23 protein-coding genes and 1 pseudogene are annotated in these 24670 nt (G+C 72.6%); 12 read left to right on the forward strand and 12 right to left on the reverse strand.

Annotation, left to right across the window (positions count from 1 at the left end; translation table 11 throughout):
- Positions 1 to 283 precede the first annotated feature (283 nt).
- Positions 284 to 2239: an N-acetylmuramoyl-L-alanine amidase gene (locus S1361_RS05935; RefSeq protein WP_243769101.1), complete on the forward strand. Its 1956-nt coding sequence runs from the start codon at positions 284 to 286 to the stop codon at positions 2237 to 2239.
- Between the two features lie 53 nt (positions 2240 to 2292).
- Here the strand turns inward: S1361_RS05935 and S1361_RS05940 are convergent, their stop codons facing one another.
- Positions 2293 to 3000, reverse strand: coding sequence for a L,D-transpeptidase family protein (locus S1361_RS05940; protein WP_208036498.1), 708 nt, complete (start codon positions 2998 to 3000; stop codon positions 2293 to 2295).
- Positions 3001 to 3287: 287 nt separating this feature from the next.
- Between S1361_RS05940 and S1361_RS05945 the strand changes: the two genes are divergently transcribed.
- The 4 genes from S1361_RS05945 to S1361_RS05960 all read left to right on the forward strand — a co-directional run bounded on the left by S1361_RS05945 (position 3288) and on the right by S1361_RS05960 (position 8088).
- Complete coding sequence (locus S1361_RS05945; protein ID WP_208030777.1) at positions 3288 to 5093, forward strand: ABC transporter transmembrane domain-containing protein; 1806 nt, start codon at positions 3288 to 3290, stop codon at positions 5091 to 5093.
- On the forward strand, positions 5090 to 6871 hold the full coding sequence (locus S1361_RS05950; RefSeq protein ID WP_208030778.1) for an ABC transporter ATP-binding protein: 1782 nt from the start codon (positions 5090 to 5092) through the stop codon (positions 6869 to 6871). The genes S1361_RS05945 and S1361_RS05950 overlap by 4 nt, the downstream gene beginning before the upstream one ends.
- A 431-nt stretch (positions 6872 to 7302) precedes the next feature.
- The gene (locus S1361_RS05955) at positions 7303 to 7773 is read left to right on the forward strand and encodes a DUF5709 domain-containing protein (RefSeq protein ID WP_208030779.1); all 471 of its coding nucleotides are present in this window, start codon (positions 7303 to 7305) and stop codon (positions 7771 to 7773) included.
- Positions 7774 to 7824: 51 nt separating this feature from the next.
- Positions 7825 to 8088 carry a type B 50S ribosomal protein L31 gene (locus tag S1361_RS05960; RefSeq protein WP_208030780.1) on the forward strand — a complete coding sequence of 88 codons (264 nt, stop codon included), beginning with the start codon at positions 7825 to 7827 and terminating at the stop codon, positions 8086 to 8088.
- A 14-nt stretch (positions 8089 to 8102) separates the two neighbouring features.
- On the opposite strand, the gene S1361_RS05965 is transcribed toward S1361_RS05960, so the two are convergent.
- Complete coding sequence (locus S1361_RS05965; protein WP_208030781.1) at positions 8103 to 8897, reverse strand: metal-dependent hydrolase; 795 nt, start codon at positions 8895 to 8897, stop codon at positions 8103 to 8105.
- Positions 8898 to 9042: 145 nt separating this feature from the next.
- Here S1361_RS05965 and S1361_RS05970 point away from each other — a divergent pair, with 145 nt between their 5' ends.
- Together S1361_RS05970 and S1361_RS05975 are read left to right on the forward strand one after the other, a co-directional pair.
- Positions 9043 to 11556, forward strand: a complete 2514-nt coding sequence (locus tag S1361_RS05970; RefSeq protein ID WP_208030782.1) for a DEAD/DEAH box helicase — start codon at positions 9043 to 9045, stop codon at positions 11554 to 11556.
- 40 nt (positions 11557 to 11596) lie between these two features.
- Complete coding sequence (locus S1361_RS05975) at positions 11597 to 12463, forward strand: acyl-CoA thioesterase (protein WP_208030783.1); 867 nt, start codon at positions 11597 to 11599, stop codon at positions 12461 to 12463.
- A gap of 30 nt (positions 12464 to 12493) precedes the next feature.
- Here the strand turns inward: S1361_RS05975 and S1361_RS05980 are convergent, their stop codons facing one another.
- Both S1361_RS05980 and S1361_RS05985 read right to left on the reverse strand, forming a co-directional pair.
- A complete protein-coding gene (locus S1361_RS05980; protein WP_243769102.1) occupies positions 12494 to 13633 on the reverse strand; it encodes a DUF6397 family protein in 1140 nt (379 codons plus the stop codon).
- A 126-nt stretch (positions 13634 to 13759) separates the two neighbouring features.
- On the reverse strand, positions 13760 to 14173 hold the full coding sequence (locus S1361_RS05985) for a roadblock/LC7 domain-containing protein (protein ID WP_208030784.1): 414 nt from the start codon (positions 14171 to 14173) through the stop codon (positions 13760 to 13762).
- Between the two features lie 92 nt (positions 14174 to 14265).
- Between S1361_RS05985 and S1361_RS05990 the strand changes: the two are divergent.
- Positions 14266 to 14694 (forward strand): annotated as a pseudogene (locus S1361_RS05990) (PPOX class F420-dependent oxidoreductase).
- Positions 14695 to 14703: 9 nt separating this feature from the next.
- Here S1361_RS05990 and S1361_RS05995 read toward each other — a convergent pair.
- From S1361_RS05995 to S1361_RS06015, 5 genes are all read right to left on the reverse strand, one after another.
- Entirely contained in the window at positions 14704 to 15306 is a 603-nt protein-coding gene (locus S1361_RS05995; RefSeq protein ID WP_208030785.1) for a GTP-binding protein, read from the reverse strand.
- A gap of 230 nt (positions 15307 to 15536) precedes the next feature.
- Positions 15537 to 15950, reverse strand: a complete 414-nt coding sequence (locus tag S1361_RS06000) for a DUF742 domain-containing protein (RefSeq protein WP_208030786.1) — start codon at positions 15948 to 15950, stop codon at positions 15537 to 15539.
- 19 nt (positions 15951 to 15969) lie between these two features.
- Entirely contained in the window at positions 15970 to 16401 is a 432-nt protein-coding gene (locus S1361_RS06005; protein ID WP_208030787.1) for a roadblock/LC7 domain-containing protein, read from the reverse strand.
- The gene (locus S1361_RS06010; protein WP_208030788.1) at positions 16398 to 19001 is read right to left on the reverse strand and encodes a sensor histidine kinase; all 2604 of its coding nucleotides are present in this window, start codon (positions 18999 to 19001) and stop codon (positions 16398 to 16400) included. Before S1361_RS06010 ends, S1361_RS06005 begins: the two co-directional genes overlap by 4 nt.
- Before the next feature lie 41 nt (positions 19002 to 19042).
- Positions 19043 to 19816, reverse strand: a complete 774-nt coding sequence (locus S1361_RS06015) for an MHYT domain-containing protein (RefSeq protein WP_208030789.1) — start codon at positions 19814 to 19816, stop codon at positions 19043 to 19045.
- A 152-nt stretch (positions 19817 to 19968) separates the two neighbouring features.
- Here S1361_RS06015 and S1361_RS06020 point away from each other — a divergent pair, with 152 nt between their 5' ends.
- Positions 19969 to 20568, forward strand: a complete 600-nt coding sequence (locus S1361_RS06020; protein WP_208030790.1) for a class I SAM-dependent methyltransferase — start codon at positions 19969 to 19971, stop codon at positions 20566 to 20568.
- A gap of 14 nt (positions 20569 to 20582) precedes the next feature.
- On the opposite strand, the gene S1361_RS06025 is transcribed toward S1361_RS06020, so the two are convergent.
- A complete protein-coding gene (locus tag S1361_RS06025) occupies positions 20583 to 21338 on the reverse strand; it encodes an alpha/beta fold hydrolase (RefSeq protein ID WP_208030791.1) in 756 nt (251 codons plus the stop codon).
- A gap of 104 nt (positions 21339 to 21442) precedes the next feature.
- Here S1361_RS06025 and S1361_RS06030 point away from each other — a divergent pair, with 104 nt between their 5' ends.
- Positions 21443 to 21976: a PadR family transcriptional regulator gene (locus S1361_RS06030; protein WP_208030792.1), complete on the forward strand. Its 534-nt coding sequence runs from the start codon at positions 21443 to 21445 to the stop codon at positions 21974 to 21976.
- Here S1361_RS06030 and S1361_RS06035 read toward each other — a convergent pair.
- Positions 21953 to 22858, reverse strand: a complete 906-nt coding sequence (locus S1361_RS06035) for an oxygenase MpaB family protein (protein ID WP_208036500.1) — start codon at positions 22856 to 22858, stop codon at positions 21953 to 21955. The genes S1361_RS06030 and S1361_RS06035 overlap by 24 nt on opposite strands.
- 97 nt (positions 22859 to 22955) lie before the next feature.
- Between S1361_RS06035 and S1361_RS06040 the strand changes: the two genes are divergently transcribed.
- Together S1361_RS06040 and S1361_RS06045 are read left to right on the forward strand one after the other, a co-directional pair.
- Positions 22956 to 23252, forward strand: coding sequence for a hypothetical protein (locus S1361_RS06040; protein WP_208030793.1), 297 nt, complete (start codon positions 22956 to 22958; stop codon positions 23250 to 23252).
- A gap of 143 nt (positions 23253 to 23395) precedes the next feature.
- Positions 23396 to 24241 (forward strand): hypothetical protein, encoded by an 846-nt coding sequence (locus S1361_RS06045; protein WP_208030794.1) that lies wholly within the window; start codon positions 23396 to 23398, stop codon positions 24239 to 24241.
- Between the two features lie 130 nt (positions 24242 to 24371).
- On the opposite strand, the gene S1361_RS06050 is transcribed toward S1361_RS06045, so the two are convergent.
- Complete coding sequence (locus S1361_RS06050; RefSeq protein WP_208030795.1) at positions 24372 to 24554, reverse strand: hypothetical protein; 183 nt, start codon at positions 24552 to 24554, stop codon at positions 24372 to 24374.
- Positions 24555 to 24670 lie beyond the last annotated feature (116 nt).

Below are 24670 nucleotides of genomic sequence, written 5' to 3' on the forward strand. Positions count from 1 at the left end.
GCCCCAGGCAGCGGAGCCGCTGCCGCCGACCGGGTGGCCTCTGCCGTGCCGCTGGTCCACCCCGGTGACGCTCGCCACGACACGGCGCGCGGGGCACGGAAACGTACGAGGGGTGGCACCACGGGCAACTCCTTCGCCCTGGTTGCGAGCGAGCGTGGTTGGGAGAGCCTCTGCGATGAGAAGAAATGTTTCTGCACATGTCCCCGCGGCCATCCGGAGATGCCGCCTGACGGCTTGTGTGATCGCGGGGGCGGCTCTCCTGCCGCCGCTGCTGATCCTCCCGATGTCCAGCGCCGACGAGACGGCGGACCGGCGTCTGCAGGACGCCTTCACGGACGCCGCGCGCGAGTTCCAGGTGCCGCGCAGTGTGCTGATGAGCGTCTCCTACATGCAGTCACGCTGGGACTCGCACCCGGGCACCCCCAGCGTCACGGGCGGCTTCGGGCCGATGCACCTGGTGGACGCCGAGCGCGTCCGGCCCGCCGCCCCGTCACCCGACTCCCAAGCACCACTCGGCGACAAGGCCCCGCCTCGCACGGGCACGGCGGGGTCGTCCGCGGGCACGACGGAGTCATCCGCGGGCGCGGCAGGCTCGTCCGCGGGCACGACCGAGTTGTCCACGGGCGCCTCGGCCGGGCACGCCGTGCAGCCGGCGGACCTGCAGCACGCGGCGCGCCTGATCCAGGCCCCGGCGGGACGGCTGCGCACGGACGTCGTCGCCAACGTACGCGGCGGAGCGGCACTGCTGGCCGCCACACAACGACAGCTCGGCAAGCCGCTGAGCCCCAACCCGGCCGACTGGTGGGAGGCGGTGGCGCGCTTCCCGGGCACCCGTGACGTCGCGTCAGCAGCGGCGTACGCCGACGACGTCTTCGCCCTCATCCGCCGGGGCGCGCACCGCACCACCGCCGAGGGGCAGGACGTCACCCTGGCCGCCACCCCCAGCCTGCGACCGCACCCCCGCACCCCCCGCGCGCAGGGCCCGCAGCGGTCGAAGCAGGTCGAGTGCCCTGCCGAACTGGCCTGCGACTGGCTCGGTGCGCCGTACGAGGAGATCGGCGACAGCGAGTACGGCAACCACGACCTGGCCGACCGGCCCAGGGACCAGCCGATCGAGTACATCGTCATCCACGACACCGAGGCGGAACTGCCGAGCATGTTCCAGACGGTGCAGGATCCGACGGAGTCCTCCTGGCACTACTCGATCCGCTCCAGCGACGGTCACGTCACCCAGCACATCAGGACCAAGGACGAAGCGTGGCACTCCGGCAGCCAGTTCGTGAACGCCCGCTCCATCGGCATCGAGCACGAGGGATTCCTCACCCAGCCCGGAACCTGGTACACGGAGCGGATGTACCGGTCCTCGGCGCGCCTGGTGCGGTACCTGGCGGACAAGTACGACATCCCGCTCGACCGGCAGCACATCTTCGGCCACGACAACGTTCCCGCGCCGACCGCCGACACCATCCCCGAGATGCACGACGACCCGGGCCCCTTCTGGGACTGGCGGCACTACTTCGACCTCCTCGGCGCACCGCTGCGCGCCACGGCGGGACCCGACAGCGACATGGTGACCATCCTGCCGGACTACGGCAAGCACAAACCGCCGTTCACGGGGTGCGCCGGCAGCGGTTCACCGTGTCGGCCGCACGGCTCCAGCGCCGTCCGGCTGTACACCGCGCCGGACGAGCGCGCCCCGCTGATCCAGGACCCGGGCCGCAAGCCGGACGGCGAGGATTCCACGGTGGACGTCAACGACCTGGGCTCGCGCGTCTCCGCCGGTCAGACCTTCGCCGTCGCCGACCGCAGCGGCGACTGGACCGCGATCTGGTTCCAGGGACGGAAGGCCTGGTTCAAGAACCCCAGGCAGCAGCCGACCGCCGTCGGAGCGGCCGGGCGCATGATCACGCCGAAGGAAGGCCTGGACGAGATCCCGGTGTACGGGCGCGCCCTCCCGGAGGAGGAGGCCTACCCGGACGACATGGACGAGCCGGCCGCGTCCCCGCTGCCGTACGGCCTCCTGGCCGGTCAGCGGTACGTGACACAGGCCGGCGTCGGCAGTTCCTACACCGCCAAGTCGTTCAGCGACACACCCAACCCGGTGGTGTGGGGCCGGGAGAGGTACTACGAGATCCAGTTCGGCCACCGGCTCGCCTACGTCCGGGCGAGCGACGTGGACGTGGTGAGCTCCGCGGCGGCGGGATCGCCGGGACACCAGGCGGATCCGGCCCAGCGGTAGCGGAGTCGAAGCCCGGATCCGGTTGCCGGACGAGGGGCCGCCGTGTCCTCTCGCTAGGCCGTCAGCGCGGCCCTGTCCCCCATCACCACCACGGGGTCGCCGGCCGGGTCCAGCGTGCGCAGCAGGACCTCCATGGCCTCCCTGGAGACGCTGACGCAGGCCGAGGTGCCGCTGCCGTGGTCCATGTGCAGCCAGATGCCGCCGCCCTTGTCAGCGCCCCAGGGGCGGGTGGCGTCGCGCGGCGGGGTGCCCTTGACGCGGTTGTAGTCGATGGCGATGACGTAGTCGAAGTCGTGCCGGTGCGCCTCGTCCCAGCCGGCCGGGGGTGCGTAGGCGCCCTCGTCCCGGTCGTAGGGCAGCCGGGTGCCCGGGTCGGCGAGCACACCACCGGCGTCGGTGAGGGTGAACACGCCGACCGGGCTGCGCCGGTCGCCCTCGTGGTGGTGCTCGGTCCAGCCGCCGCGCCCGTTGTGCGCGGGCCAACTGCCCACCGGGCGCCAGCCGGCGCCCTGTCGGGTGTACAGCACGACCCGGGAGACGGCCGAGTCCCGGTGCTCGCCGTACACGGCCACGACCTGGCGGGAGTCGGCGGGAATCCGCCGGTACAGACGGTCGCCGAGGCCCGGGATGCGGGTCGGGCCGGGAGTGGCGGCCGCGGGGGCGCGCCGGCCGTGGGCACCCTGGACACCGTGCGCGGGGGCCGGGCTGCCGCAGGCGGAGGGCGTCGCGAGGAGGGTGCCGAGGGCCGCCGCCACCGTCATACGCCGCACGGTGTTGATCTGCACCTCCCCATGCTGTCATCGCGAACCGGCCGGGTGCTGCGGCCTTCCGGGCCGTCACCGTGCCGGGTGACAGGGCTGCTCGCGGCTCGGAGGGCGGGCCGGCGGCGACCGTGGCCGGAAGTGGGCGGATTTCGCGGGCCGTCGAGGAAAACCGTTTGAACTTCACCACTCTGCGACGCGAACCTTTCACGGCTTGTTGCCGCTCGCCGCGGCTTTCCGCTGTTTTCCTCCCCTGCCCTCCCCTTGACACGAGCCACTGGGACGTCATGCAGATTCAAGACCTTCCGTATCCCGATCCGGGCGTACCGGACACGCGTTCCGGTCCCCGATTCCTGTGGTGGCTCTGGCGCAACCAGCTGGGCGGGCAGCTGAAGTCGCTCGCCTGGGGCCTGCTGCACTTCGTCTCCGTGTCCGCCCTGCCCTTCTGCGTCGGTCTCGCCGTGCAGGCGGCCATCGACCGCTCCGGCCGCAGGCTCGCCCTGACGGGTGGTCTGATGCTGATCTGCGGTACGGGCATCGCGCTCGGCGACACCTTCCTGCACCGGGCCGCCGTCACCAACTGGATCACCGCCGCCGCCCGTGTCCAGCAGCTGCTGGCGCGCAAGGCCGCCCAGCTGGGCTCCGCCCTGACCCGGCGGGTGGCCGCCGGCGAGGTGGTGGCCGTCTCCACCGGCGACGTGGAGAAGATCGGCTGGTTCGTCGAGGCGGTCTCCCGATTCTCCGCCGCCGCGCTGACGGTTGTGGTCGTCTGCGTCGGCCTGCTCGTGTACCAGCCCGCGCTCGGTGTGGTCGTCGCCGTGGGCCTGCCCGTCGTGGCCCTCGCGGTACTGCCGCTGCTGCCCCGGGCGACGCGCCGCGCCGACGTCCAGCGCGAGAAGGCGGGCCGGGCCACCGAGCTGGCCTCGGACACCGTCGCCGGACTGCGGGTGCTGCGCGGCATCGGTGGCGAGGAACTGTTCCTGGACCGCTACCGCCGGGCGTCCCAGGAGGTACGGCACGCCGCCGTGCGCAGCGCCCGGATGTGGTCGCTGATCTCCGCCGTCCAGGTGCTGCTGCCCGGACTGCTGCTGATCGCCGTCGTCTGGCACGGCATCGGCCTGGCCCGCCAGGGCCGGATCACGGTCGGCGAACTCGTCACCGTCTACAGCGCGGTCATGGTCCTGAACTACCCGCTGCGGCACTTCGAGGAGATCGCCATGGCGTACTCCTTCTCCCGCCCCTCGGCCAGACGTGCCGCGCGGGTGCTGGCGCTGGAGCGGTCCACGGCAACCGACGGCATCCGCGCTGCCGAAGTGCCGGGCGGTGACCTGTACGACCCCGCGACCGGTCTGCTCGCTCCCGCCGGCCGGTTCACCGCCGTGGTGTGCGGCGACCCGGACGCGGCGGGCCGGCTTGCCGAGCGGCTGGGCGGCCACCCCGCGGAGCCGGGCCGGTCGGTCCTGCTCGGCGGGGTGCCCCTGGACGAACTCCCCCTCGACAGCGCCCGGACCGCCGTCCTCGTCCAGGACAAGGACCCGGTGCTGCTCTCGGGCACCCTGCGCGACCTGCTCGACGTGCCCGCCTCCGGTGCCGTGCCGGCCGCGGACGCGCTGGCGGCGGCACAGTGCGAGGACGTGCTGGACGCACTCGTCCAGGGGTCACTGGACGCCGCCGACCCGATGGACGCCCGCATCACCGAGCGCGGGCGCTCCCTGTCCGGCGGCCAGCGCCAGCGGCTCGCCCTGGCCAGGTCGCTGATCACCGACCCGGAGGTGCTGGTGCTGGACGAGCCCACCTCCGCGGTCGACTCGCACACCGAGGCCCGGATCGCGGAGGGACTGCGCCGACTGCGGTCGGGACGGACGACCGTGGTGTTCACCTCCTCCCCGCTGCTGCTCGACCACGCGGACCGGGTCGCCCTCGTGCACGAGGGCGAGGTCGTGGCGGTCGGTGTCCACCGCGAGCTGGTCGACAGCGAGCCGCGGTACCGGGCCGTGGTGACCCGGGAGACGGACGAGGAACTGTCCGCAGCCGACGAGGGCATGCTGCTGGACGCGCTCCAGGAGCTGGAAGAGATCGAGGAGAGCGCATGATCGGCGTAGCGCCACCGGCGTACGACCCGGCGGCCCCGACGACCGCCACCACCCTGCCCGTCGGCGCCGCGGCGACCGTGCGCGCCTACGTCACCGAGCTGTTCCGCCGCCACCGGCGGGCCTTCCTGCTGCTCATCGCCGTCAACACGGTGGCAGTGATCGCCTCCATGGTGGGGCCGTACCTGCTGGGCGGTCTGGTCGAGCGGGTGACGGACGAGGCCGAGGAACTGCACCTGGGCCTGACCGCCGGGCTGTTCGTGCTCGCGCTGGTCGTGCAGGCCGGGTTCGTCCGCCAGGTACGGCTGCGGGGCGCGATGCTCGGCGAGCGGATGCTGGCCGACCTGCGCGAGGACTTCCTCGTCCGGTCCGTCGGGCTGCCGCCGGGCGTGCTGGAACGGGCGGGCACCGGCGACCTGCTCTCCCGCATCACCACCGACATCGACCGCCTGGCCAACGCCATGCGTGAGGCCGTGCCACAGCTGGCCATCGGTGTCGTGTGGGCCCTGCTGCTGCTCGGCGGGCTGGTCGTGACGGCCCCGCCGCTGGCCGCGGCCGTGCTGCTCGCCGTGCCGGTCCTGGTGGCCGGCTGCCGCTGGTACTTCAAGCGGGCGCCGTCCGGCTACCGCTCGGAGGCCGCCGGGTACGCCGCCGTCGCCGCCGCGCTCGCCGAGACCGTGGACGCGGGCCACACCATCGAGGCGCACCGCCTCGGCGCCCGCCGCGTGGCCCTGTCCGAGCGGCGGATCAAGGAATGGACGGCCTGGGAGCGCTACACCCTCTGGCTCCGCTCCGTCCTCTTCCCGGTGATCAACGCCGTCCACCTCCTCGTGCTCGGTTCGGTCCTGATGGTCGGCGGTGTGTTCGTCCTGCACGGCTGGATCGGAGTCGGCCAGCTGACCACCGGCGCGCTCATCGCGCAGATGCTGGTCGATCCGGTGAACCTCATCCTGCGCTGGTACGACGAGGTGCAGGTCGCCCAGGTGTCGCTGGCCCGCCTGGTCGGTGTCCGGGACATCGAGCCGGACGCCGGGGACGCCTCGGTGTCCCCGGAGGGGCGGGTCGTGCACGCCGACCGGGTGCACTTCGGCTACCGCGAGGGCGTCGACGTGCTCCGCAAGGTCTCCCTGGAGGTCGCACCGGGCACCCGGCTCGCTCTGGTCGGCCCGTCCGGCGCGGGCAAGTCCACCCTGGGCCGGCTGATCGCCGGGATCTACGCGCCCCGTGACGGCCGGGTCACCCTGGGCGGGGCCGAGCTGTCCCGGATGCCCGCGGAACGCGTCCGCTCGCACGTCGCCCTCGTCAACCAGGAGCACCACGTCTTCGTGGGCTCCCTGCGCGACAACCTCCTCCTGGCCCGCACCGGCGCCACGGACGCCGAGCTGTGGGCGGCCCTGGGCGCGGTCGACGCGGACGAGTGGGCGCGGGCGCTGGACGACGGCCTGGACACCGAGGTGGGCTCCGGCGGCCTGGCGCTGACTCCGGCGCAGGCGCAGCAGATCGCGTTGGCGCGGCTGGTGCTGGCCGATCCGCACACGCTGGTCCTGGACGAGGCGACCTCGCTGCTCGACCCCCGCGCGGCCCGCCATCTGGAACGCTCCCTGGCCCGGGTCCTCGACGGCCGCACCGTCGTCGCCATCGCCCACCGTCTGCACACCGCCCATGACGCAGACGTGATCGCCGTCGTGGAGAACGGCCGCATCAGCGAGCTGGGCAGCCACGACGACCTGGTCGCCGCCGAGGGCGCGTACGCGGCGCTGTGGCGGTCTTGGCACGGGTGACGGCCTGACGGGTGGCCGGCTGGGGGTCCGCGCCGAGGAGGGCCGTTCGGGTCGGCTCGCCGCAGGCGGGGGTGCCTGCGGCGACAGGGGTGCCTGGGTAGGGGGGACCTGTCTACCCGGTCCGCCGGGGATGTACCGGCCCCTGGAAGTGCCCCCGCCGACGACGGCCGGGGCTCGGGGCGCGAGGGGGGCGACCCCTTCGGGCGCCAGGGCGGTGGGCCGCGCACCAGACCGGTACAGGGGCGCGCCGCCCCGCCGGGAGCCGTGCCGTTGCGCGGGGGCGAGCAGGGGTGGAAGGCTGGAGAGCGGCACCGGTTCCGGGTGCATCCGGGAACCAGGAGGTTCCCGGCGGGTGATCCCGCGTCCTGCGTGCCGACGGCCCGCCGTCCGCTGGGGCGGCACCCGGCCGTCCTCACCACCTGGAGGTAGTCGTGGACAGCGCCGACGGTTGGGGGGACGACGTCTACCAGCCCGATCCCGCGGAGATCCGGGAGGACTCGGGGGTGCTCGACGTCGAGGACACTCTGGATTTCGACGGCGTCGCCGACCCCCTCGACCGCGGCTGGTCCCCTCCCGAGCGACCGTGGGCGGTCGAACACACCGGTGTGACGGCGGCCGAGCGCCAGGCGGGCGAGACCCTCGACCAGCGGCTCGCCGAGGAGCTGCCGGATCTCGCCGCGCCCGACGGCGACGGCATCGGGGATTGCGCAGGAACCGACGGGGAACTCCTCGACAACGAGGTCGGCGACTCCCGCTCCGGCCGGCTGGTGGCCCCCGACGAGGGCACGCACGAGGACGAGGAGGAAGCCCTCGTCGCCACCGACGTCGGTATCGACGGTGCCGCCGCCTCCGCCGAGGAAGCGGCGATGCACATCGTCGACGAGGACGCGCTCCCCGGCTGAGCCGGAGCCTGCGGGTCCGCCCGTCCCGACCGCCCCGCACGAGGAGCCGCCATGCAGCAGGAGAAGCACCCCGACTACCACCCGGTCGTCTTCCGCGACCGCGCCGCCGGCTACGCCTTCCTGACCCGGTCCACCGCGCAGAGCGAGCAGACCATCGAATGGGACGACGGCCAGACCTACCCGGTGATCGACGTGGAGATCTCCTCGGAGAGCCACCCCTTCTACACGGGCAAGGCCCGCACGGTCGACACCGAGGGCCGCGTGGCCCGCTTCGAGCGCCGGTACGGCGCGGGGGACGCCGGCGAGGCGACCTGATCGCAAGGGCTTCCTCAGATCACGTTGAGAGCCGCGGCGCAGCCCACTCCGCCGAGCAGCATGAACGCCGGCATGAGCACCTTCAGCTCGACCCAGCTGCCCGCCCGGAACCGCATCGCCTTCGGCGGCCCCAGCGGATACCAGCGCTTGCGGCCCACCGGGATCGGCCACAGGATCGGGCAGCCGGACACGGTCAGGGCGTCCCCGATGTCGTGGACCAGCGCACCCAGCACGATCGGCAGCCCCAGCCAGAGGTACTCCTGCCCCGGCGCGGTGAACAGCCAGTCGGAGCCGTTGCCGGGCTTGTCCAGCACTCCCGCCAGGATCCACGCGCTGGTCGCCGCGAGCAGCCAGACCAGGACATCGCTGCTGGAACCGCGCGCCGCCCGCCACAGCAGACCCTCGATCGCGAGCACCATGTGCACGAACAGGATCGCCAGCACCGCCCACCGGCCACCCGTGATCGCCGCCGCGGAACAGCCGGCGCCGATCAGCACCGCCCACACCCAGGTGTGCGTCAACGTACGGTGACCGCCGGAGCGGCGCGGATCGCCCTGCTTCCTGGTCGCCTTGTAGACGGCGTACGACAGCTTGTCCACGATCTCGCAGATCCAGCGGGAGACCGGTCCGAAGGCCCGGGAGATGGTGGCCGCCTTGTGATCGAGGTCCGGGGCGAGCGCGGCGCCTGCGCAGATCAGCGCGCCGCACAGGAGGACCGGCCAGGGCATGGGATGCCCGGCCGCCGCGGCGGCGGCCCCGACGCCCAGCCAGGCCGCGGCCCCCGACAGTGAGTGTGCTGGTCCCATCATGGCCGCTCCCCGCCCCATTCCTTTTGTGCCGCTGTCCAGTTGACCTGGTGCGCTGACGCTGCGTCGGCGACACAGCGTAGCGGCCGTGATCTTCGCACCCGCAGCCGATTCCCCGCTCGGGCCCAAGGCCAGGCAAGATGGGGGCGTGACCCTCATCGATCAGCTGCCGCCGACCGCAGACCCCGACGCCCTGTACGAAGCCTTCGAGTCGTGGGCGCAGGAGCGGGGCCTCACCCTCTATCCCCACCAGGAGGAGGCGCTGATCGAGGTGGTCTCCGGGGCGAACGTGATCGTCTCGACGCCCACCGGCTCCGGCAAGAGCATGATCGCCGCAGGCGCGCACTTCGCCGCGCTGGCCCGGGACGAGGTCACCTTCTACACGGCACCGATCAAGGCCCTGGTGTCGGAGAAGTTCTTCGAGCTGTGCAAGCTCTTCGGCACCGAGAACGTGGGCATGCTCACCGGTGACGCGTCCGTGAACGCGGACGCGCCCGTGATCTGCTGCACCGCCGAGGTGCTGGCGTCGATCGCGCTGCGCGACGGCAAGCACGCGGACGTCGGCCAGGTCGTCATGGACGAGTTCCACTTCTACGCCGAGGGCGACCGCGGCTGGGCCTGGCAGATCCCGCTGCTGGAGCTTCCGCAGGCGCAGTTCATTCTGATGTCGGCCACTTTGGGTGACATGTCCTTCTTCGAGAAGGACCTCACCCGCCGCACCGGCCGTCCCACCGCGGTCGTCCGCTCGGCGACCCGCCCGGTGCCCCTCTCCTACGAGTACAAGCTGACCCCGCTCACCGAGACGCTCACCGACCTGCTGGAGAGCAAGCAGGCGCCGGTGTACATCGTGCACTTCACGCAGGCGCAGGCCGTGGAACGGGCGCAGGCGCTGATGAGCATCAACATGTGCACGCGGGAGGAGAAGGACCAGATCGCCGAGTTGATCGGCAACTTCCGCTTCACCACCAAGTTCGGCCGCAACCTCTCCCGTTACGTCCGGCACGGCATCGGCGTGCACCACGCCGGCATGCTGCCCAAGTACCGGCGTCTGGTGGAGAAGCTCGCCCAGGCCGGTCTGCTGAAGGTCATCTGCGGCACGGACACGCTCGGCGTCGGCGTCAACGTGCCCATCCGCACGGTGCTGTTCACTGCGCTGACCAAGTACGACGGCAGCCGGGTGCGCACGCTGCGGGCGCGGGAGTTCCACCAGATCGCGGGCCGGGCCGGGCGGGCCGGTTTCGACACCGCGGGTCTGGTGGTCGCGCAGGCGCCGGAGCACGTCATCGAGAACGAGAAGGCGCTGGCGAAGGCGGGCGACGACCCGAAGAAGCGGCGCAAGGTGGTGCGCAAGAAGGCGCCGGAGGGCTTCGTCGGCTGGACGGAGAACACCTTCCAGAAGCTGATCGAGTCGGAGCCGGAGCCGCTGACCTCGCGATTCCGGGTGACGCACACGATGCTGCTGTCGGTGATCGCGCGCCCGGGCAACGCGTTCGAGGCGATGCGCCACCTCTTGGAGGACAACCACGAGCCGCGCCGGCAGCAGCTGCGGCACATCCGGCGGGCGATCGCGATCTACCGCTCCCTGCTCGACGGCGGGATCGTGGAGAAGCTCGACAAGCCGGACGCCGAGGGCCGCATCGTCCGCCTCACGGTCGATCTCCAGCAGGACTTCGCCCTGAACCAGCCGCTGTCCACGTTCGCGCTGGCCGCGTTCGAACTCCTCGACCCCGAGTCGCCGTCGTACGCCCTCGACATGGTCTCCGTCGTCGAGTCCACCCTGGACGACCCTCGGCAGATCCTCGTCGCCCAGCAGAACAAGGCGCGCGGCGAGGCCGTTGCCGCGATGAAGGCGGACGGTGTCGAGTACGAGGAGCGCATGGAGCGCCTCCAGGACATCACCTACCCGAAGCCCCTGGAAGAGCTGCTCTTCCACGCGTACAACACCTACCGCAAGAGCCACCCGTGGGTCGGCGACCACCCGCTGTCGCCGAAGTCGGTGATCCGGGACATGTACGAGCGGGCGCTGTCCTTCACGGAGCTGGTGTCCTTCTACGAGCTGGCCCGCACCGAGGGCATCGTGCTGCGCTATCTGGCCAGCGCCTACAAGACCCTGGACCACACCATCCCGGACGACCTGAAGTCCGAGGACCTGCAGGACCTGATCGAGTGGCTGGGCGAGATGGTGCGCCAGGTGGACTCCAGCCTGCTGGACGAGTGGGAGCAGCTCGCCAACCCGGAGGAGATGACCGCCGAGGAGGCCCAGGAGAAAGCCGACGAGGTCAAGCCGGTCACCGCCAACGCCCGCGCCTTCCGCGTCCTCGTCCGCAACGCCATGTTCCGCCGGGTCGAGCTGGCCGCCCTGGACCAGGTCGAGGAACTGGGCGAGATGGACGCCGAGTCCGGCTGGGACGCCGAGGCCTGGGGCGAGGCGATGGACAAGTACTGGGACGAGTACGAGGACCTCGGCACCGGTCCTGACGCCCGCGGTCCCAAGCTGCTGGTCATCAAGGAGGAGCCGGAGAACGGCCTCTGGCGCGTCCGCCAGATCTTCGACGACCCGAACGGCGACCACGACTGGGGCATCAGCGCGGAGATCGACCTCGCGGCCTCCGACGCCGAGGGCCGCGCCGTGGTACGCGTCACCGATGTCGGCCAGCTGTGAGCAGCTCGCGGTCAGTGGCAAGCCAAGGAGAATCCCACCCATGACGAATCCGGCCGAGAGACTGGTCGACCTGCTCGACCTGGAGCAGATCGAGGTCAACATCTTCCGTGGCCGCAGTCCCGAGGAGTCCCTGCAACGGGTGTTCGGCGGCCAGGTGGCGGGCCAGGCGCTGGTCGCCGCCGGCCGCACCACGGACGGCGAACGCCCGGTGCACTCGCTGCACGCGTACTTCCTGCGCCCGGGCCGGCCGGGCGTGCCGATCGTGTACCAGGTGGAACGGGTCCGCGACGGGCGCTCCTTCACGACGCGCCGGGTCACGGCCGTGCAGCAGGGCCGCACGATCTTCAATCTGACCGCCTCCTTTCACAAGCCTGAGGAAGGACCGTTCGAGCACCAGCTGCCGCCGGCCCGCGAGGTGCCGGCCCCCGAGTCGCTGCCGACGGTCACCGAGGAGGTCCGCAAGCATCTGGGGGCGCTGCCGGAACAGTTGGAGCGGATGGCGCGCCGCCAGCCGTTCGACATCCGGTACGTCGACCGGCTGCGCTGGAACACCGAGGAGATCGAGGGCGCCGAGCCGCGCAGCGCCGTGTGGATGCGCGCGGTCGGGCCGCTCGGTGACGATCCGCTGGTTCACACGTGCGCGCTGACCTACGCCAGCGACATGACCCTCCTGGACGCAGTGCGTATCCCTGTGGAGCCCCTGTGGGGGCCGCGGAACTTCGACATGGCCTCGCTGGACCACGCCATGTGGTTCCACCGGCCGTTCCGCGCGGACGAGTGGTTCCTGTACGACCAGGAGTCACCGATCGCGACAGGCGGACGCGGGCTGGCCCGCGGGCGCATCTACGACCTGCAGGGGCGACTGCTCGTGTCGGTCGTGCAGGAGGGCCTGTTCAGGTCCCTGTAGCAGTTTCGGGGCCGCCGCGGGTGTGGGTGGTCAGACCCGCTCCGGCCGCACCGGGCGGGGGCTTCTGCGCCGCAACCAGGCCCGCAGACCGCGGGACGACCGCGGCGGAGCAGGGTGGACCGGCCCGTGGTCCCGGGGAACGGGTTGCACCGCCGGCCGGCCCGCGGACTCCGGGGGCTGCGCGCAGGGCTCCCGGGTGTGCACCACCGACGGGGCGTGTCGGGCCGTAGGCTCCGCGGACCGTGGCACCGGTGCCAGATGCCTTGTCGTCTCTCCCGCGGGCCGGGTGACCGTCCGCTCTTCCGCCCGCCCGGTGACCGTCCGTGCCATCGGTGGGATGGGCCGTGCGACGGCGCGGTGCGTCGGCGGTACGCGGCGGGCCGCCGGGCGGGGGGTGGTGGGCGAGGCGTCGCGGGCTTCTGCGACCGAGCGGGCCAGTTCGCTGCGCAGCCAGCCGATCTCGTCCGCGTCCTGCGCCGTCGTGATCCGCTCGGCGAGGTGCGCCGAGGGGGACCCCGGGAGGCCGTGGCCCGGTGGTGCGGGCCGGAACCGGTTCAGGCAGGCGCGCTCGTACGGGTCCTTGACGACGTCCGCCACCTCGACGGGCGCGAGGAGGGCGGCCACGGCCCCGGCGCGGGCCCACGGGTCCTCGGCCTGTCGCAGCAGGAATCCGAGGTGCCGTCCGCGCCAGTTGCGTGCCCGCACATCCACTCCGGCCGCCAGCTGGCTCCGCAGCGTCTCGGGCGTACGCCCCTTGAGCAGGTGTGCGTTCTCCGGGGCAGCCACGAACCGGCTCAGCTCTTCCGCCAGATAGAGCCAGACCACGGCTCGGTAGCGGTTGAGGTAGAACGTGACGGGCACGAGCAGTCCCAGGCGGGCGAGCCGGCTGAACCGGCCGGCGGGGATCTTCATGAGGGCGGCACCCTCCGCCGTACCCACGACCTGCACGCGCCGCCGCAGGGATTCAGGGAAGTCGCCCTCGGCGCGGAGGCGGTCGATCTCCGCGCGCTCCACGCGCCGGCCTCCTCCCCCGCCCTCGTCGGGCACCGTCCGGATGCAGCCAAGCCGCACGGCGAGGTCGAACTCGCTTCGCTTGAGTCCGAGTTCGCGAGCGGCACGGCTCGGCGTGCAGGTGCTGGGGCGGGGTGGGTCGAAGGTGCGTGCCGACATGGTCGTACTCCCCCGTGGAGTCCGTGGCTCACGCCCGGTGCGTTCGCCGTGCACACACCGTAGCCGTTCTGCCGCACCTCGTGGCGAGCCTGTGGATAACTCCATGGGAGCGGGAAAAGCCGCAGGTCAGGTGTCTGATGGGCGAGTCCGCTCCGGTTGCCTGGCGTCGACGCCGAGGTGTTCGCCGACCCGGTTGACGAGCAGGGTCATCTCGTAGGCGATCTGGCCGATGTCGGCCTCCGCACCGCTGAGCACGCACAGACAGCTGCCCGTGCCGGCCGCGGTCACGAACAGCACGGCGTCGTCGTACTCGACCATCGTCTGGCGCACTCTGCCCGCGCCGAAGTGGCGTCCCGAGCCCTTCGCCAGGCTGTGCAGCCCGGAGGCCACGGCGGCCAGATGCTCGGCGTCCTCGCGGCGTAGGCCCGTACTCGCTGCGGTGACCAGTCCGTCGTTCGACAGGACCAGTGCGTGGCGTACGTGGTCCACCCGCCCGGTCAGATCGTCCAGGAGCCAGTCGAGACCCTGGTTCTGCGCCATGTCCGTCTCCCCGTGTGATGTCTCCCCCTGGCTTGGAGGAACTCCCCGCCAGCCTTCCCCACGACCGGCGCGCGGGCAAGCAGGATGGGCCCATGGCAGAGAAGATGACCGATGAGGAATGGCGGGCGTTCGTCTCGGACGGCACCCGCACCGGCAAGCTGTCCACCGTCCGCGCCGACGGGAGCCCGCACGTGGCTCCGATCTGGTTCCTCCTGGACGGGGACGAGCTGGTGTTCAACACCGGCAAGGACACCGTGAAGGGGCGCAATCTGGCCCGTGACGGCCGGGTCGGCCTGTGCGTGGACGACGACCGTCCGCCGTTCCACTTCGTGGTGCTGAACGGACGGGCCCGGCTGTCGGAGGATCTGGCCGAGGTGCGTCACTGGGCCACCCGGATCGCCGCCCGGTACATGGGCGAGGACCGGGCCGAGTAGTACGGCGCCCGCAACGGCGTGCCGGGTGAACTCCTCGTCCGCGTCAGGATCGACAAGGTGGTGGCGGTGCGGGACCTGGCGGCCTGAGCCCCGGGGTCATCCCACCGAGTCCAGAAGCCGGGCGGTGTGCATCCGCCCGGCGTACTCGACCAGCCGGATCAGCACTTCCTTGCCGGAGTCCCGGTCGCGTGCGTCGCACAGGACCACCGGTGTGCCGTGGTCCAGGTCGAGCGCCCGGGAGACGTCGTGGGCGTCGTAACCCCGGGCGCCGGCGAAGCAGTTGACGGCCACCACGAACGGGATGCGCCGGTGCTCGAAGTAGTCGACGGCGGGGAAGCAGTCCTCCAGCCGCCTGGTGTCCGCGAGGACCACGGCACCGAGGGCTCCCTGGGCCAGTTCGTCCCACAGGAACCAGAAGCGGTCCTGGCCGGGTGTACCGAAGAGGTAGAGCGACAGGCCGGAACGGATCGTGATCCGGCCGAAGTCCATGGCCACGGTGGTGCTGACCTTCTGGTCCACGCCGTCGGTGTCGTCCACCAGTTGTCCGGCCTGGCTCAGGAGTTCCTCGGTGCGCAGCGGCCGGATCTCGCTGACGGCCCCCACCAGGGTCGTCTTGCCGACGCCGAAGCCACCGGCGACCAGTATCTTCAGCGCCAGGGCGGACGTGTCGCCGGCGGTGTCGGAGTGCTCGGAGACCATGATCACTTCTCTCGGGAGGGCCGGCTGCGGCCGGCGTCCGCGTGCTCCGGTGGTGAAGGCAGCATGATGACAACGGGGGCAGGGGTCCGGGGGATTTCAGCGAAGTACGCCTGATGTGACCGGCTGGCGCCCGATCGGTGGCGCAACGTGCCCGCTTCGGACACATCGGAACGCGACCAGGCGTACGGATGCGGACGCGGCGAGGCGTACGGCGGGGTCCGAACGTGCATCTACAGCGCTCGCAATCCCGCGATGACCTCGCGCAGAATCCGCTCGTCGGGCAGGTGCGCCGGGGGCACGGGACGGCTGATCGTCACGCAGCCCAGTTCCAGCAGGTCCCCCAGGAGCACCCTGACCACGCCGACCGGAAGGTCCGCGTCCGCGGCGAGTTCGGCGACGGACTGCGTCTCCGGGCGGCACAGGTCGATCAGGGTCCGGTGTTCGGGGCCGAGTGCGGTGTCGCCGTCGAGCGCCGGTGCGGTGGTGTCGAGGGTGACGAGCGCGATCAGATCGAAGCGCACACCCGTGGGTCCCGGCTGGGTGCGGCCGCCCGTCATGGCGTACGGGCGGACCAGCGGCCCGGCCTCGCCGTCGTACCACTGGCTGCCCGGCTCGCGGGCCCCGTCGGTCGGGTTCTCGGTCATCGTGCGGTCTCTCCGCGGCTCATCCGGCGGCGGGCGGCTGCGCTGCGACGCGCGGCGGCGTGTAGAGGTGCTCACCCACGCGCTTGACCAGGCGGGCCATCTCGTAGGCGACCAGCCCGATGTCGGCCGTGACCGCGGTGAGCAGGGCGAGGCAGGAGCCGTCGCCTGCGGCGGCCACGAAGAGGAACGCATCGTCCATCTCGACCATGGTCTGGCGTACCCCGCCCGCGCCGAAGTGCCGTCCCGTGCCCTTGGCGAGGCTGTTGAAGCCGGATGCCACGGCGGCGAGGTGTTCGGCGTCCTCCCGTGCGAGATCGGTCGAGGCGCCGACCGCCAGGCCGTCGTTGGACAACACGACGGCGTGCCGTATATCGCGCACGCGCATGACCAGATCGTCGAGCAGCCAGTCCAGTTCGCCGGACCGCTGGCCGGTGTTCGGGTCCTGGATCATGCCGGGTCTCCTTCGCTGTGACTGCCCGTTTCGGGTTTGGGGACGGCGCCGCGGCCGGGTTGCCTGCCACCGCCGCGCGCCCAGCCGTCGCGGTATGCGGTCATACGGTCCCGTACGACGTCGGGGGTGCGCCGGTCGTCAGGGGCGGGCTGGACAGTCGGCTCTTCCGTGTGCCGGTGGCGCAGTTGGGGGACGAGGCTCGCCTGGCGCACACGGCGCGGGAGGCCGTCGGAGGGCTCGGAGTCGTCCGGGGGGCGGTGCAGCCGCAGGGCGGTGACGCCGGGAGGCGGGGGTTCGTCCGCGGTGCCGTAGGGGCCCGGGTCCTCCGGGCCGGTCAGGGGCCGGGTGCTGGGGGAGCCGGCCGGCGTGCCGATGTCGTGGGGGCCGGGTGGCTGGGCGGTGCTGTGTGCGCCGGGTGCGGTGGCCGCCAGGGCGGGCCGGTCCGGCCGTGCGGCGACGGCGGCTTCCTGGGGCGGGACCGCGCCGGGCACGTGCGCGTGGACGCGTTCCGGGTCGGCGCGGCCCTGCCGTTCCTCCCGGGAGGAACGCTCCGTCGCGCCGCCGTGCAGCAGGGCGGTCGGCAGCAGGACCACGGCGGTGGTGCCTCCGTACGGCGAGGTCTGCAGGTGCACCTTGATGTCGTGCCGGGAGGCGAGCCTGCTGACCACGAAGAGTCCCAGACGGTCGCTGTCGAAGAGGTCGAGCGCCTCGGACTGCTCGATGCGCCGGTTGGCCTCGGTGAGGGTCTCGGCGCCCATGCCGAGTCCCCGGTCCTCGACCTCCAGGACGTAGCCGTTGCCGACCGGTTCGCCGGTGACGCGCACGCGCGTGTGGGGCGGTGAGAACTGGGCGGCGTTCTCGACCAGTTCGGCGAGCAGGTGGGTGAGGTCGGCGACCGCCGCGCCGACGACGTGGGCCTCCGGGAACTGGCGCACCTCCACGCGCGCGTAGTCCTCGACTTCCGAGACGGCGGCGCGTACGACGTTGGTCAGGGACACCGGCATGCGCCAGGCCCGGCCGGGCGCGGCACCGGAGAGGATGATCAGGCTCTCGGCGTGGCGTCGCATCCGGGTGGTGAGGTGGTCCAGGCGGAACAGGTCACTCAGCTCGTCGGGGTCGTCGGAGCGCCGCTCCATGCTGTCCAGGAGGCTGAGCTGGCGATGGACCAGGACCTGGCTGCGGCGGGCCAGGTTGACGAAGACTCCCGAGATGCCGCTGGCGAGTTCGGCGCGTTCCACGGCGGCGCGGAGCGCGGCGCGGTGCACGGTGGTCAGGGCTTCCGCGACCTGCCCCGTCTCGTCCTCGGCGGGTGGCCCGGCGGGCGCCTCGGCCTGGATGTCGATCTCTTCGCCCGTGCGCAGTTTCCGCATCGCCTCGGGGAGTTTGCGGCGGGCGATCTCCAGTGCATCGTTGCGCAGGCTCACGAGTTCGACCACGAGTGCCCGGCCGATGCGGACGGAGATGACGAGGGAGGCGGCGACGGCGGCGAGCCCGAGGAGTACGGCGGCGCCCGCGGGGCTGAGCAGGCCGCGGGTGACCGGGTCGGCGCGGCCGGCGACGGCACGGCCCGTGGCTGTCGCGATGGCCCGCATGCCGTCCTGCACGCGCGCGTGGGCGGCGCTCCAGGCGCCCTGCGGTGCGGCGTCGGCCGGCTTGGCGCCCGGTCCGGCGGCGAGCAGCTTGTCCTCGGCGGCGCCCAGGGCGGTGTGGGCACGGCTGTGCGCCAGGTCCTGCCAGGCGGTGCGCTGGGCGGCGGGCAGATCGGCGACGGCGGTAGCGGTGAGGGCGCGGCGGGTGGCGACGGCGGCGCCGAACAGCCGTAGCCGCTTTCCCTGCAGGGAGCCGGTGGTCCGTGCGCTGTCCAGCAGGGCGTCTTCCTGGGCCAGTGCCTCGGCGGCCCGGGAGAATTCGAGCAGCACGCGTGCGTCGGAGGCGAGGTCGGCCTGCTGGACGCCGGTGAGGGCGCCGTCCACGGCGAAGGCCGCGCCGATGGCCTTCGTGTACCGCGTGTACGTCTCGTCCCAGCCTGCCGTGTGGTCCCGTACGGCCGTCCGCAGCGTGCGCAGGTGCTCCGCGCCGGTGACGAAGGCTGCGAGGCGCCCGGAGACCCCGGCGGGCAGTTCCTGGCTGTCGGCGACGGTGCTGTGTCCGCCGAGCCGGAGCCTGGCCACGGCCCGGTCGGTGCGGGCCGCGAGGTCTTCGAGGTCGCCGCTGTTCCCGGCGCGCGGGTCCGTGGCGTAGTGCACGGCCGCGGTGCGTTCGGCCTGCAGCGCGGTGACGGCGTCGGCCACCGGGGTGCGCAGTTCGGCGTCGACCCGCTGGGACTGGCGCAGCCGGGCGACGTCCTGGGCGGTGCTGACGGTGGCGTAGGCCCAGAGGGCGAGGAGGGAGACGACGGGCACCATGAGGAGGCTGACGACCTTGGCGCGCACGGTCCGGGGGCGCAGGCGCAGGTGGCCCCCACGCGCGCGTGCCGTGCCGGACGGTGTGCCGAGCGGGCGGTCGGCGCCCTCGTCGGCGGGCGGTCCGGCGTGTGCACGTCGTCCGCGCGGGCGGTGTGCCGGGGCGGCGGCGTTCTCGGTGGTACGGGGTGGGCGCATGGCCTCCTCGCTCGGGTCGGTGCGCTCGGGCCGGGGTCCCGCTAGCGGGCGACGCTCTCGACGGTCTGCTGGGCGGAGGCGGACGCCTCGCGCTCGTCCGCGGTGGGTGAGAGGGCGACGAAGGCCGAGGTGATGAACAGGTAGGACCCGAGGCCGACGGCGAGGGGGAAGATGAACTGCATCGCCGTGGCCCCGGGCAGGGCGTCGCCGGACGGGTCCACACGCACGCTCACCGCGAACATCCCGGTGTAGTGCATGCTGCTGACGGCCGCTCCCATGACGAGGGAGGCGACGGTGACCGCGAGGGGTGACTTGATGTTCAGTCCCGCCCACAGGGCCGCGGTCGCCGCGACCACGGCGATCAGGACCGACAGTCCGACGAGGACCGGGTCGTACCTGACGTCGCCGTGCAGCCGGACCGCCGCCATGCCCAGGTAGTGCATGCTGGCCACGCCCAGTCCGGTGGTGAGCCCGCCGAGGAGGAGGGCGCGGGTGCGGTCGCGGCTGTAGCCGACGGCGAAGACGCCGGCGCAGACGACGACCATGGCGACCAGCAGGCTGAGGATGGTCAGCGGCACGTCGTAGCGGATGTCGCTGCCGCTCACCCGGAAGCCGAGCATGGCCACGAAGTGCATGGTCCAGATGCCCGTCCCGATGGCGGAGGCCGCGGTGACGAGCCAGTTGCGGCGCGAGCGGCCGGTGGTGGCGAGCGCACGGACGGTGCAGCGCAGTCCGAGTGCGGCGCCTATACAGGCCATCACGTACGACAGCACGGGTGTCAGCCAGCCGAAGGCGGCGTGGTCCAGGTGTCCCATGGCCCCGGGACGCTAGCGGGAGCAGGGGCGCACAAAGGGGGCGCATTTCGAAAAGTGCCGGAATGTGGCGCACAGTTGCGATGGAACGATCGCGTCCCGCTCGAACATGCGCACAGAGACGTCCCTCCTGATGGTGAGGGATCATGCGGAACATGAGCGACGACCACACACGTGTCCAGGAGTTCTTCACCGCCCGCGCCGCCGACTGGGACAGCCGGTTCCCCGACGACGGCCCGGCCTACGCGGCCGCCGTGGCCGACCTGTGCCTGCGGGAGGGGGATCGCGTGCTGGACGCCGGCTGCGGTACGGGACGCGCCCTGCCGGCCCTGCGGGCCGCGGTGGGCCGCTCGGGAGTGGTGCTGGGCGTCGATCTGACCCCGGCGATGCTCCGGGCCGCCGCAGAGGCGGGCAGGGACCGCGCGGGGCGGCTGATGCTCGCCGACGTCGCCGCGCTGCCGTTGCGCTCGGGTTGCCTGGACGCCGTGTTCGCGGCGGGCCTGATCGCCCACCTGCCGCATCCGGTGGACAATCTGCGGGAACTGGCCCGCGGGGTACGGCCGGGGGGCAAGCTCGCACTCTTCCACCCCGTCGGCCGCGCGGCTCTGGCGGCACGCCAGGGCCGCCGGATCACTCCCGACGATCTGCGAGCCGAGGCCAACCTCCGGCCGCTCCTCGCCCGTTCCGGCTGGCGCATGACGTCGTACGTCGACGAGGACGCCCGTTTCCTGGCGCTCGCGGTGCGCGAGGGCTGACGGCGCCAGGCGGGTCAGTCCGTACCGGCGACGGCCGCCGCGAAGGCGTCGGGGTTGTCGAACATGACATTGTGCCCGGCGCCGGGCACCGTCACCACGCGCACCCCGGCGGCTTCCAGGCGTTCCCGGCCCGCGAGTTCGCCGCTGTGCTCGCCCTGGAGGAAGACGCGGTCGACGGTCAGCCCCTCCAGGAGCGTGCGCATCACGGGGTCCGAGCCCTTGCGCAGTCCGACGGCACTGCGGTGCAGGGCACGCGGGTCGGCCAGCCGCATGGTCGCCGCCCACAGCGGGCCGACCGCCGCGAGCACGCGCGCGTGCTCCCGTTCGACGAACTCGTCCTCCTCGTGGGCGGCGATACCGCTGCTGGCGGCGGTCGACGGCGGAAACGCGTCCAGGTTGGCCTCCGTCAGCACCAGCCGGGAGACGAGTCCGGGCCGCCGGTGGGCGAGGACGATGGCGACGGCGCCGCCCATGCTGTGCGCGATCAGTTCCGCGCCGGTGACTCCGGCCGCGTCCAGGGCGACCGCGACCGCGTCGGCGTGCTCCTCCAGCGTGTACCCGAAGTCCGCGGGCCGGTCGCTCGTGCCGTGCCCGGGCAGGTCCTCGAACAGGCTGCGCCGGCCCGCGAGTCCGGGGCGGGCAGCGATGTGCGCGTGGTACACGGCGGACATCGATCCCAGTCCGTGCAGGTACACCCGGGCGGGGTCGGCCCCGGGCACCTCGGTCCACCGGATGTGACTTCCCCTGCTGTCGAACGTGGCCTGCTGCACCGTGCCCCTCCCCGAGTTCCGCGACACCCACGATACCTCGGTGCCGATGTATACTGTCAAGGTGGTATTGGCTGGACGATGTATCCCTGCGGAAGAATGCGGTCATGCTCGAACTCGCCATCCTCGGTTTCCTGTACGACGCCCCGCTGCACGGTTACGTCCTGCGCCGCCACATCGCGGCGCTCACCGGCCACGTGCGGCCCGTCGCCGAGAGCACCCTGTACCCGGCGATCAAGCGCCTGGAGAAGGCCGGTCTGCTCGTGCGGGCGACCGAGCCCGGTGCCGTGGCCGCGCCACGCCATGTGCTGCGGCTGACCGAGGAGGGCGGGCGCGAGCTGAGGCGCCGGCTCGCCGAATCCGCCCAGCGTGAGATCACCGACGAGAACCACTGGTTCACGCTGCTCGCGTTTCTGCGGCACCTGGAGGACCCCGCCGCGCAGGCGGCCGTACTGCGGCGCCGGCTGGCCTTCCTGGAAGAGCCGGCCAGCTTCTTCTACGACGGCGAGCGGCCGCTGCGCGCCGAGGAACTGGACGACCCGTTCCGGCGGGGTGTCCTCACCATCGCGCGTGCCACGAGCCGGGCCGAACTGGCCTGGCTCCGCGACACCCTGGCGTCACTCGACGGGGTCGGCCGCTGACGTGTCCCGGTGCCGTACCGGGCAGCCGCGCAGCCCGGGGACCGGGCGCGTCCCCAGGTCGGCCACGCGGTAGCCGTTCGGATAGCCCTTGATCTCCCGGTTCTGGCGTGCGAAGTGGGGGCTGCGGCGCGGCGGCAGCAGCCGGACCAGCCGGCCGCGGGTCCGTACGGCGCCGCGCACCAGCGCGGAGGTGGCCGCCCCGGGCCGCGGGTAGCGGAACGCGCGCAGCAGCGGCTCGTCGAGCAGGGCGAGCGTCGCCGTGCGCAGCAGGGGCGCCAGCGGGCGCGGGTACCAGGAGGCCATCAGCCCGAGGGTGGCGTCGGAGACCCGCCGGGCCTCCTCGTCCCAGCCGAAGTGGGCTTCCTCGTAGGCGTCGAGAAGGGCTTCGAACTCCTCATAGGTGCGGGGGATGTCCGGAATGCCCATGTGCCGGCCGAGGGTGCGGTAGTACTCGGTGGTCGCGACGATCTCGTGCCGGGACAGCCGCCGCCAGCCGTAGGCGTCGATCCAGCGCCGGGGCACCACCACGAAGGTGCTCAGCACGTACCGCATGTCGTCGTCGCCGATGTCGTAGCTGCGGTGCATCTGGTTGATGCGGCGGATCGCCGTGCGCCCCTCCTGCGCGGCGAAGCCGTGTTCCACGATGGTGTCGAGGAGCAGCGCGGTGTCGTCGTACCGCTTCTGCGTCCGCTCGGTCAGCTCCGCCGTCCGCGCGAGCAGCCGGCCGATGCCGGGCACCGCGTAGGTGCGGTAGAGGGCCAGTTCGAGGGCTCGGGCATAGTCCCAGGGGAACTCGTACGCCACACTGATCCGGTAGATCTCCGGCGCGTCCGCCACCGGGTCCATCCGGCGGATCCGTTCAAGCCGCTCGAACCGCTTCACCCCGTCGTCCCCCTTCTGCCGCCGGATCTCCAACTCTACGTTGTGAGACAGAAGATGAGCGTCCTTCCGACGCCCGTCCGGGGAGAGGATGGTCCGTGTGTTCGACATGATCCGCAGGTACGCAGGCAGGTTCCGCACGTCCGCGCCCGCGCGGCCGGAGGGCACCCGGGACAGGCGCACGCACAACCTGTTCGAAGCGGCGGCCGTCTATGTGGCGGCCCGCGCGGAGGACGACCAGGACCGGATCGAGGAGGCGGCGGCCTGGGTGTCGCCGGAGGCGCTGTCCTTCGGGGTGAGCGAACTGGCCTGCCGGGCGGTGCTCGCACTGGCCCGGGAACGCGCCGAGTCCCCGGACGCCGTGGCCCGCGGCCTTCTCGGGCTGCCCGCGGCCTGAGCGGAACAGACCTCTCCAGTTGCGGCCCGTTTCGCCCCTGTCCAGGCGGAAACCTGCAGCTCCGGGTGGTGCGCGGAGTCGTGACAAGCTGCTTCCGCTCGCACTAGGGTGCGCGCCGATGGACCACGACTGGGGAGGCAGGGATGGCTGGGACGGACGATGAGGCCGTCGCCGCCGCGGACGATGCGCTGTACGTGCTGACGGCGGTGCTGCTGACGCCGGCGCAGTTTCCGAGCGTGCTGGGCGACGACTATCCGGAGGCGTGCGCGGCACTGGGCCTCGCGCCGCGTGCCGACGGGTACGGCCTGGTGCTGGGCCAGGACGGGGACGGTGCTCGCTGGACGGTCGTCATCGACGATGTCTCGCTGGTCGCCGTGGCGATAGCTTCCTGGGACTGCGGCATGGAGTACGAGCTGTCGCCGGACGAGCGCGCGGTCGTGACCGCCCTGCCGGGGTGGCCCCTGGCCGTCGCCGTCGCGGCGCCCGGCGTGCCCGCACCGCACGACCCCGCTCCCGAGGAGGCGGGCCAACCGGCGCTCAGCCCGCCGGACACCGGCTCCTGGGGGCCGGCCCAGCGCCGCCTGGGTGCCGACGAGATCGCGCTGCAGTGGGCCGCCTGGCGGGAGCAGATCAACGACGCCGACTTCCCCGCGCCGGATGAGCAGCCGAAGGCCGCGGAGCCCGCCGCGCCGGAGGGCGAGGAGGGTGCTTCGTCCGGCGGCCACCCCGGCGTCCGCCGGGTGCTCGCGGAGGCCCGCGGCTATGTCGACTCCCCGCCGCCGCTCGGCCGGGTGCGCTCGTCGTTCGCCCCGGGGGAGGCCCGGACCCTGCGCGCGGACGGCCCCGGCTGGTCGATCGTGGCCCGCACCGACGACATCGCGTTCGTCCTGCTCGACGAGGAGCCCGGCGAGGTCCTGCCGGTGGGCCGCGGCCCGGAGCTGCCGGGACTGCTGGAGGCGCTCGACAAGATGGCCGTACGGCCTCTGTGAGCTTGGACGGCCGTACGAGGCCAGCCGTGCCGCTCCACGAGCCGCGCCGCGGGTGGCGGCGCGGCCACCGACGGCTCGGCCGGCCCGCGTGGGTGCCTCGGGGACCGGTCCCCCGCCGTGCGCCGGCGCCTCAGCGGCCGAGCTCCTTGCGGGTGACCCGACGCACCCTGCGGCGCTGCGAGGGATCCAGGGCGAGGTACGCGACCACCGGGACTCCCACGACGATCAGGAACGCCACCCACCAGGGCAGCCATATCAGCAGGATCAGCCCGACCGCCACGCCGCCTGCGGCGATCTTCGCGTTCATCGACATGAGTGTCGCCTCCTTCGCGGCCACTGCCGCTCTCTGATCTGAGAACGGCCTCCCGCTCCCCGCGGTTCCGCACGCTGCCCCTGAGACATCCCCGAGACCCAGCCCCTAGGTGCCTC

The sequence above is a fragment of the Streptomyces cyanogenus genome (genome assembly GCF_017526105.1).
In the GTDB taxonomy this organism is placed as follows: domain Bacteria; phylum Actinomycetota; class Actinomycetes; order Streptomycetales; family Streptomycetaceae; genus Streptomyces; species Streptomyces cyanogenus.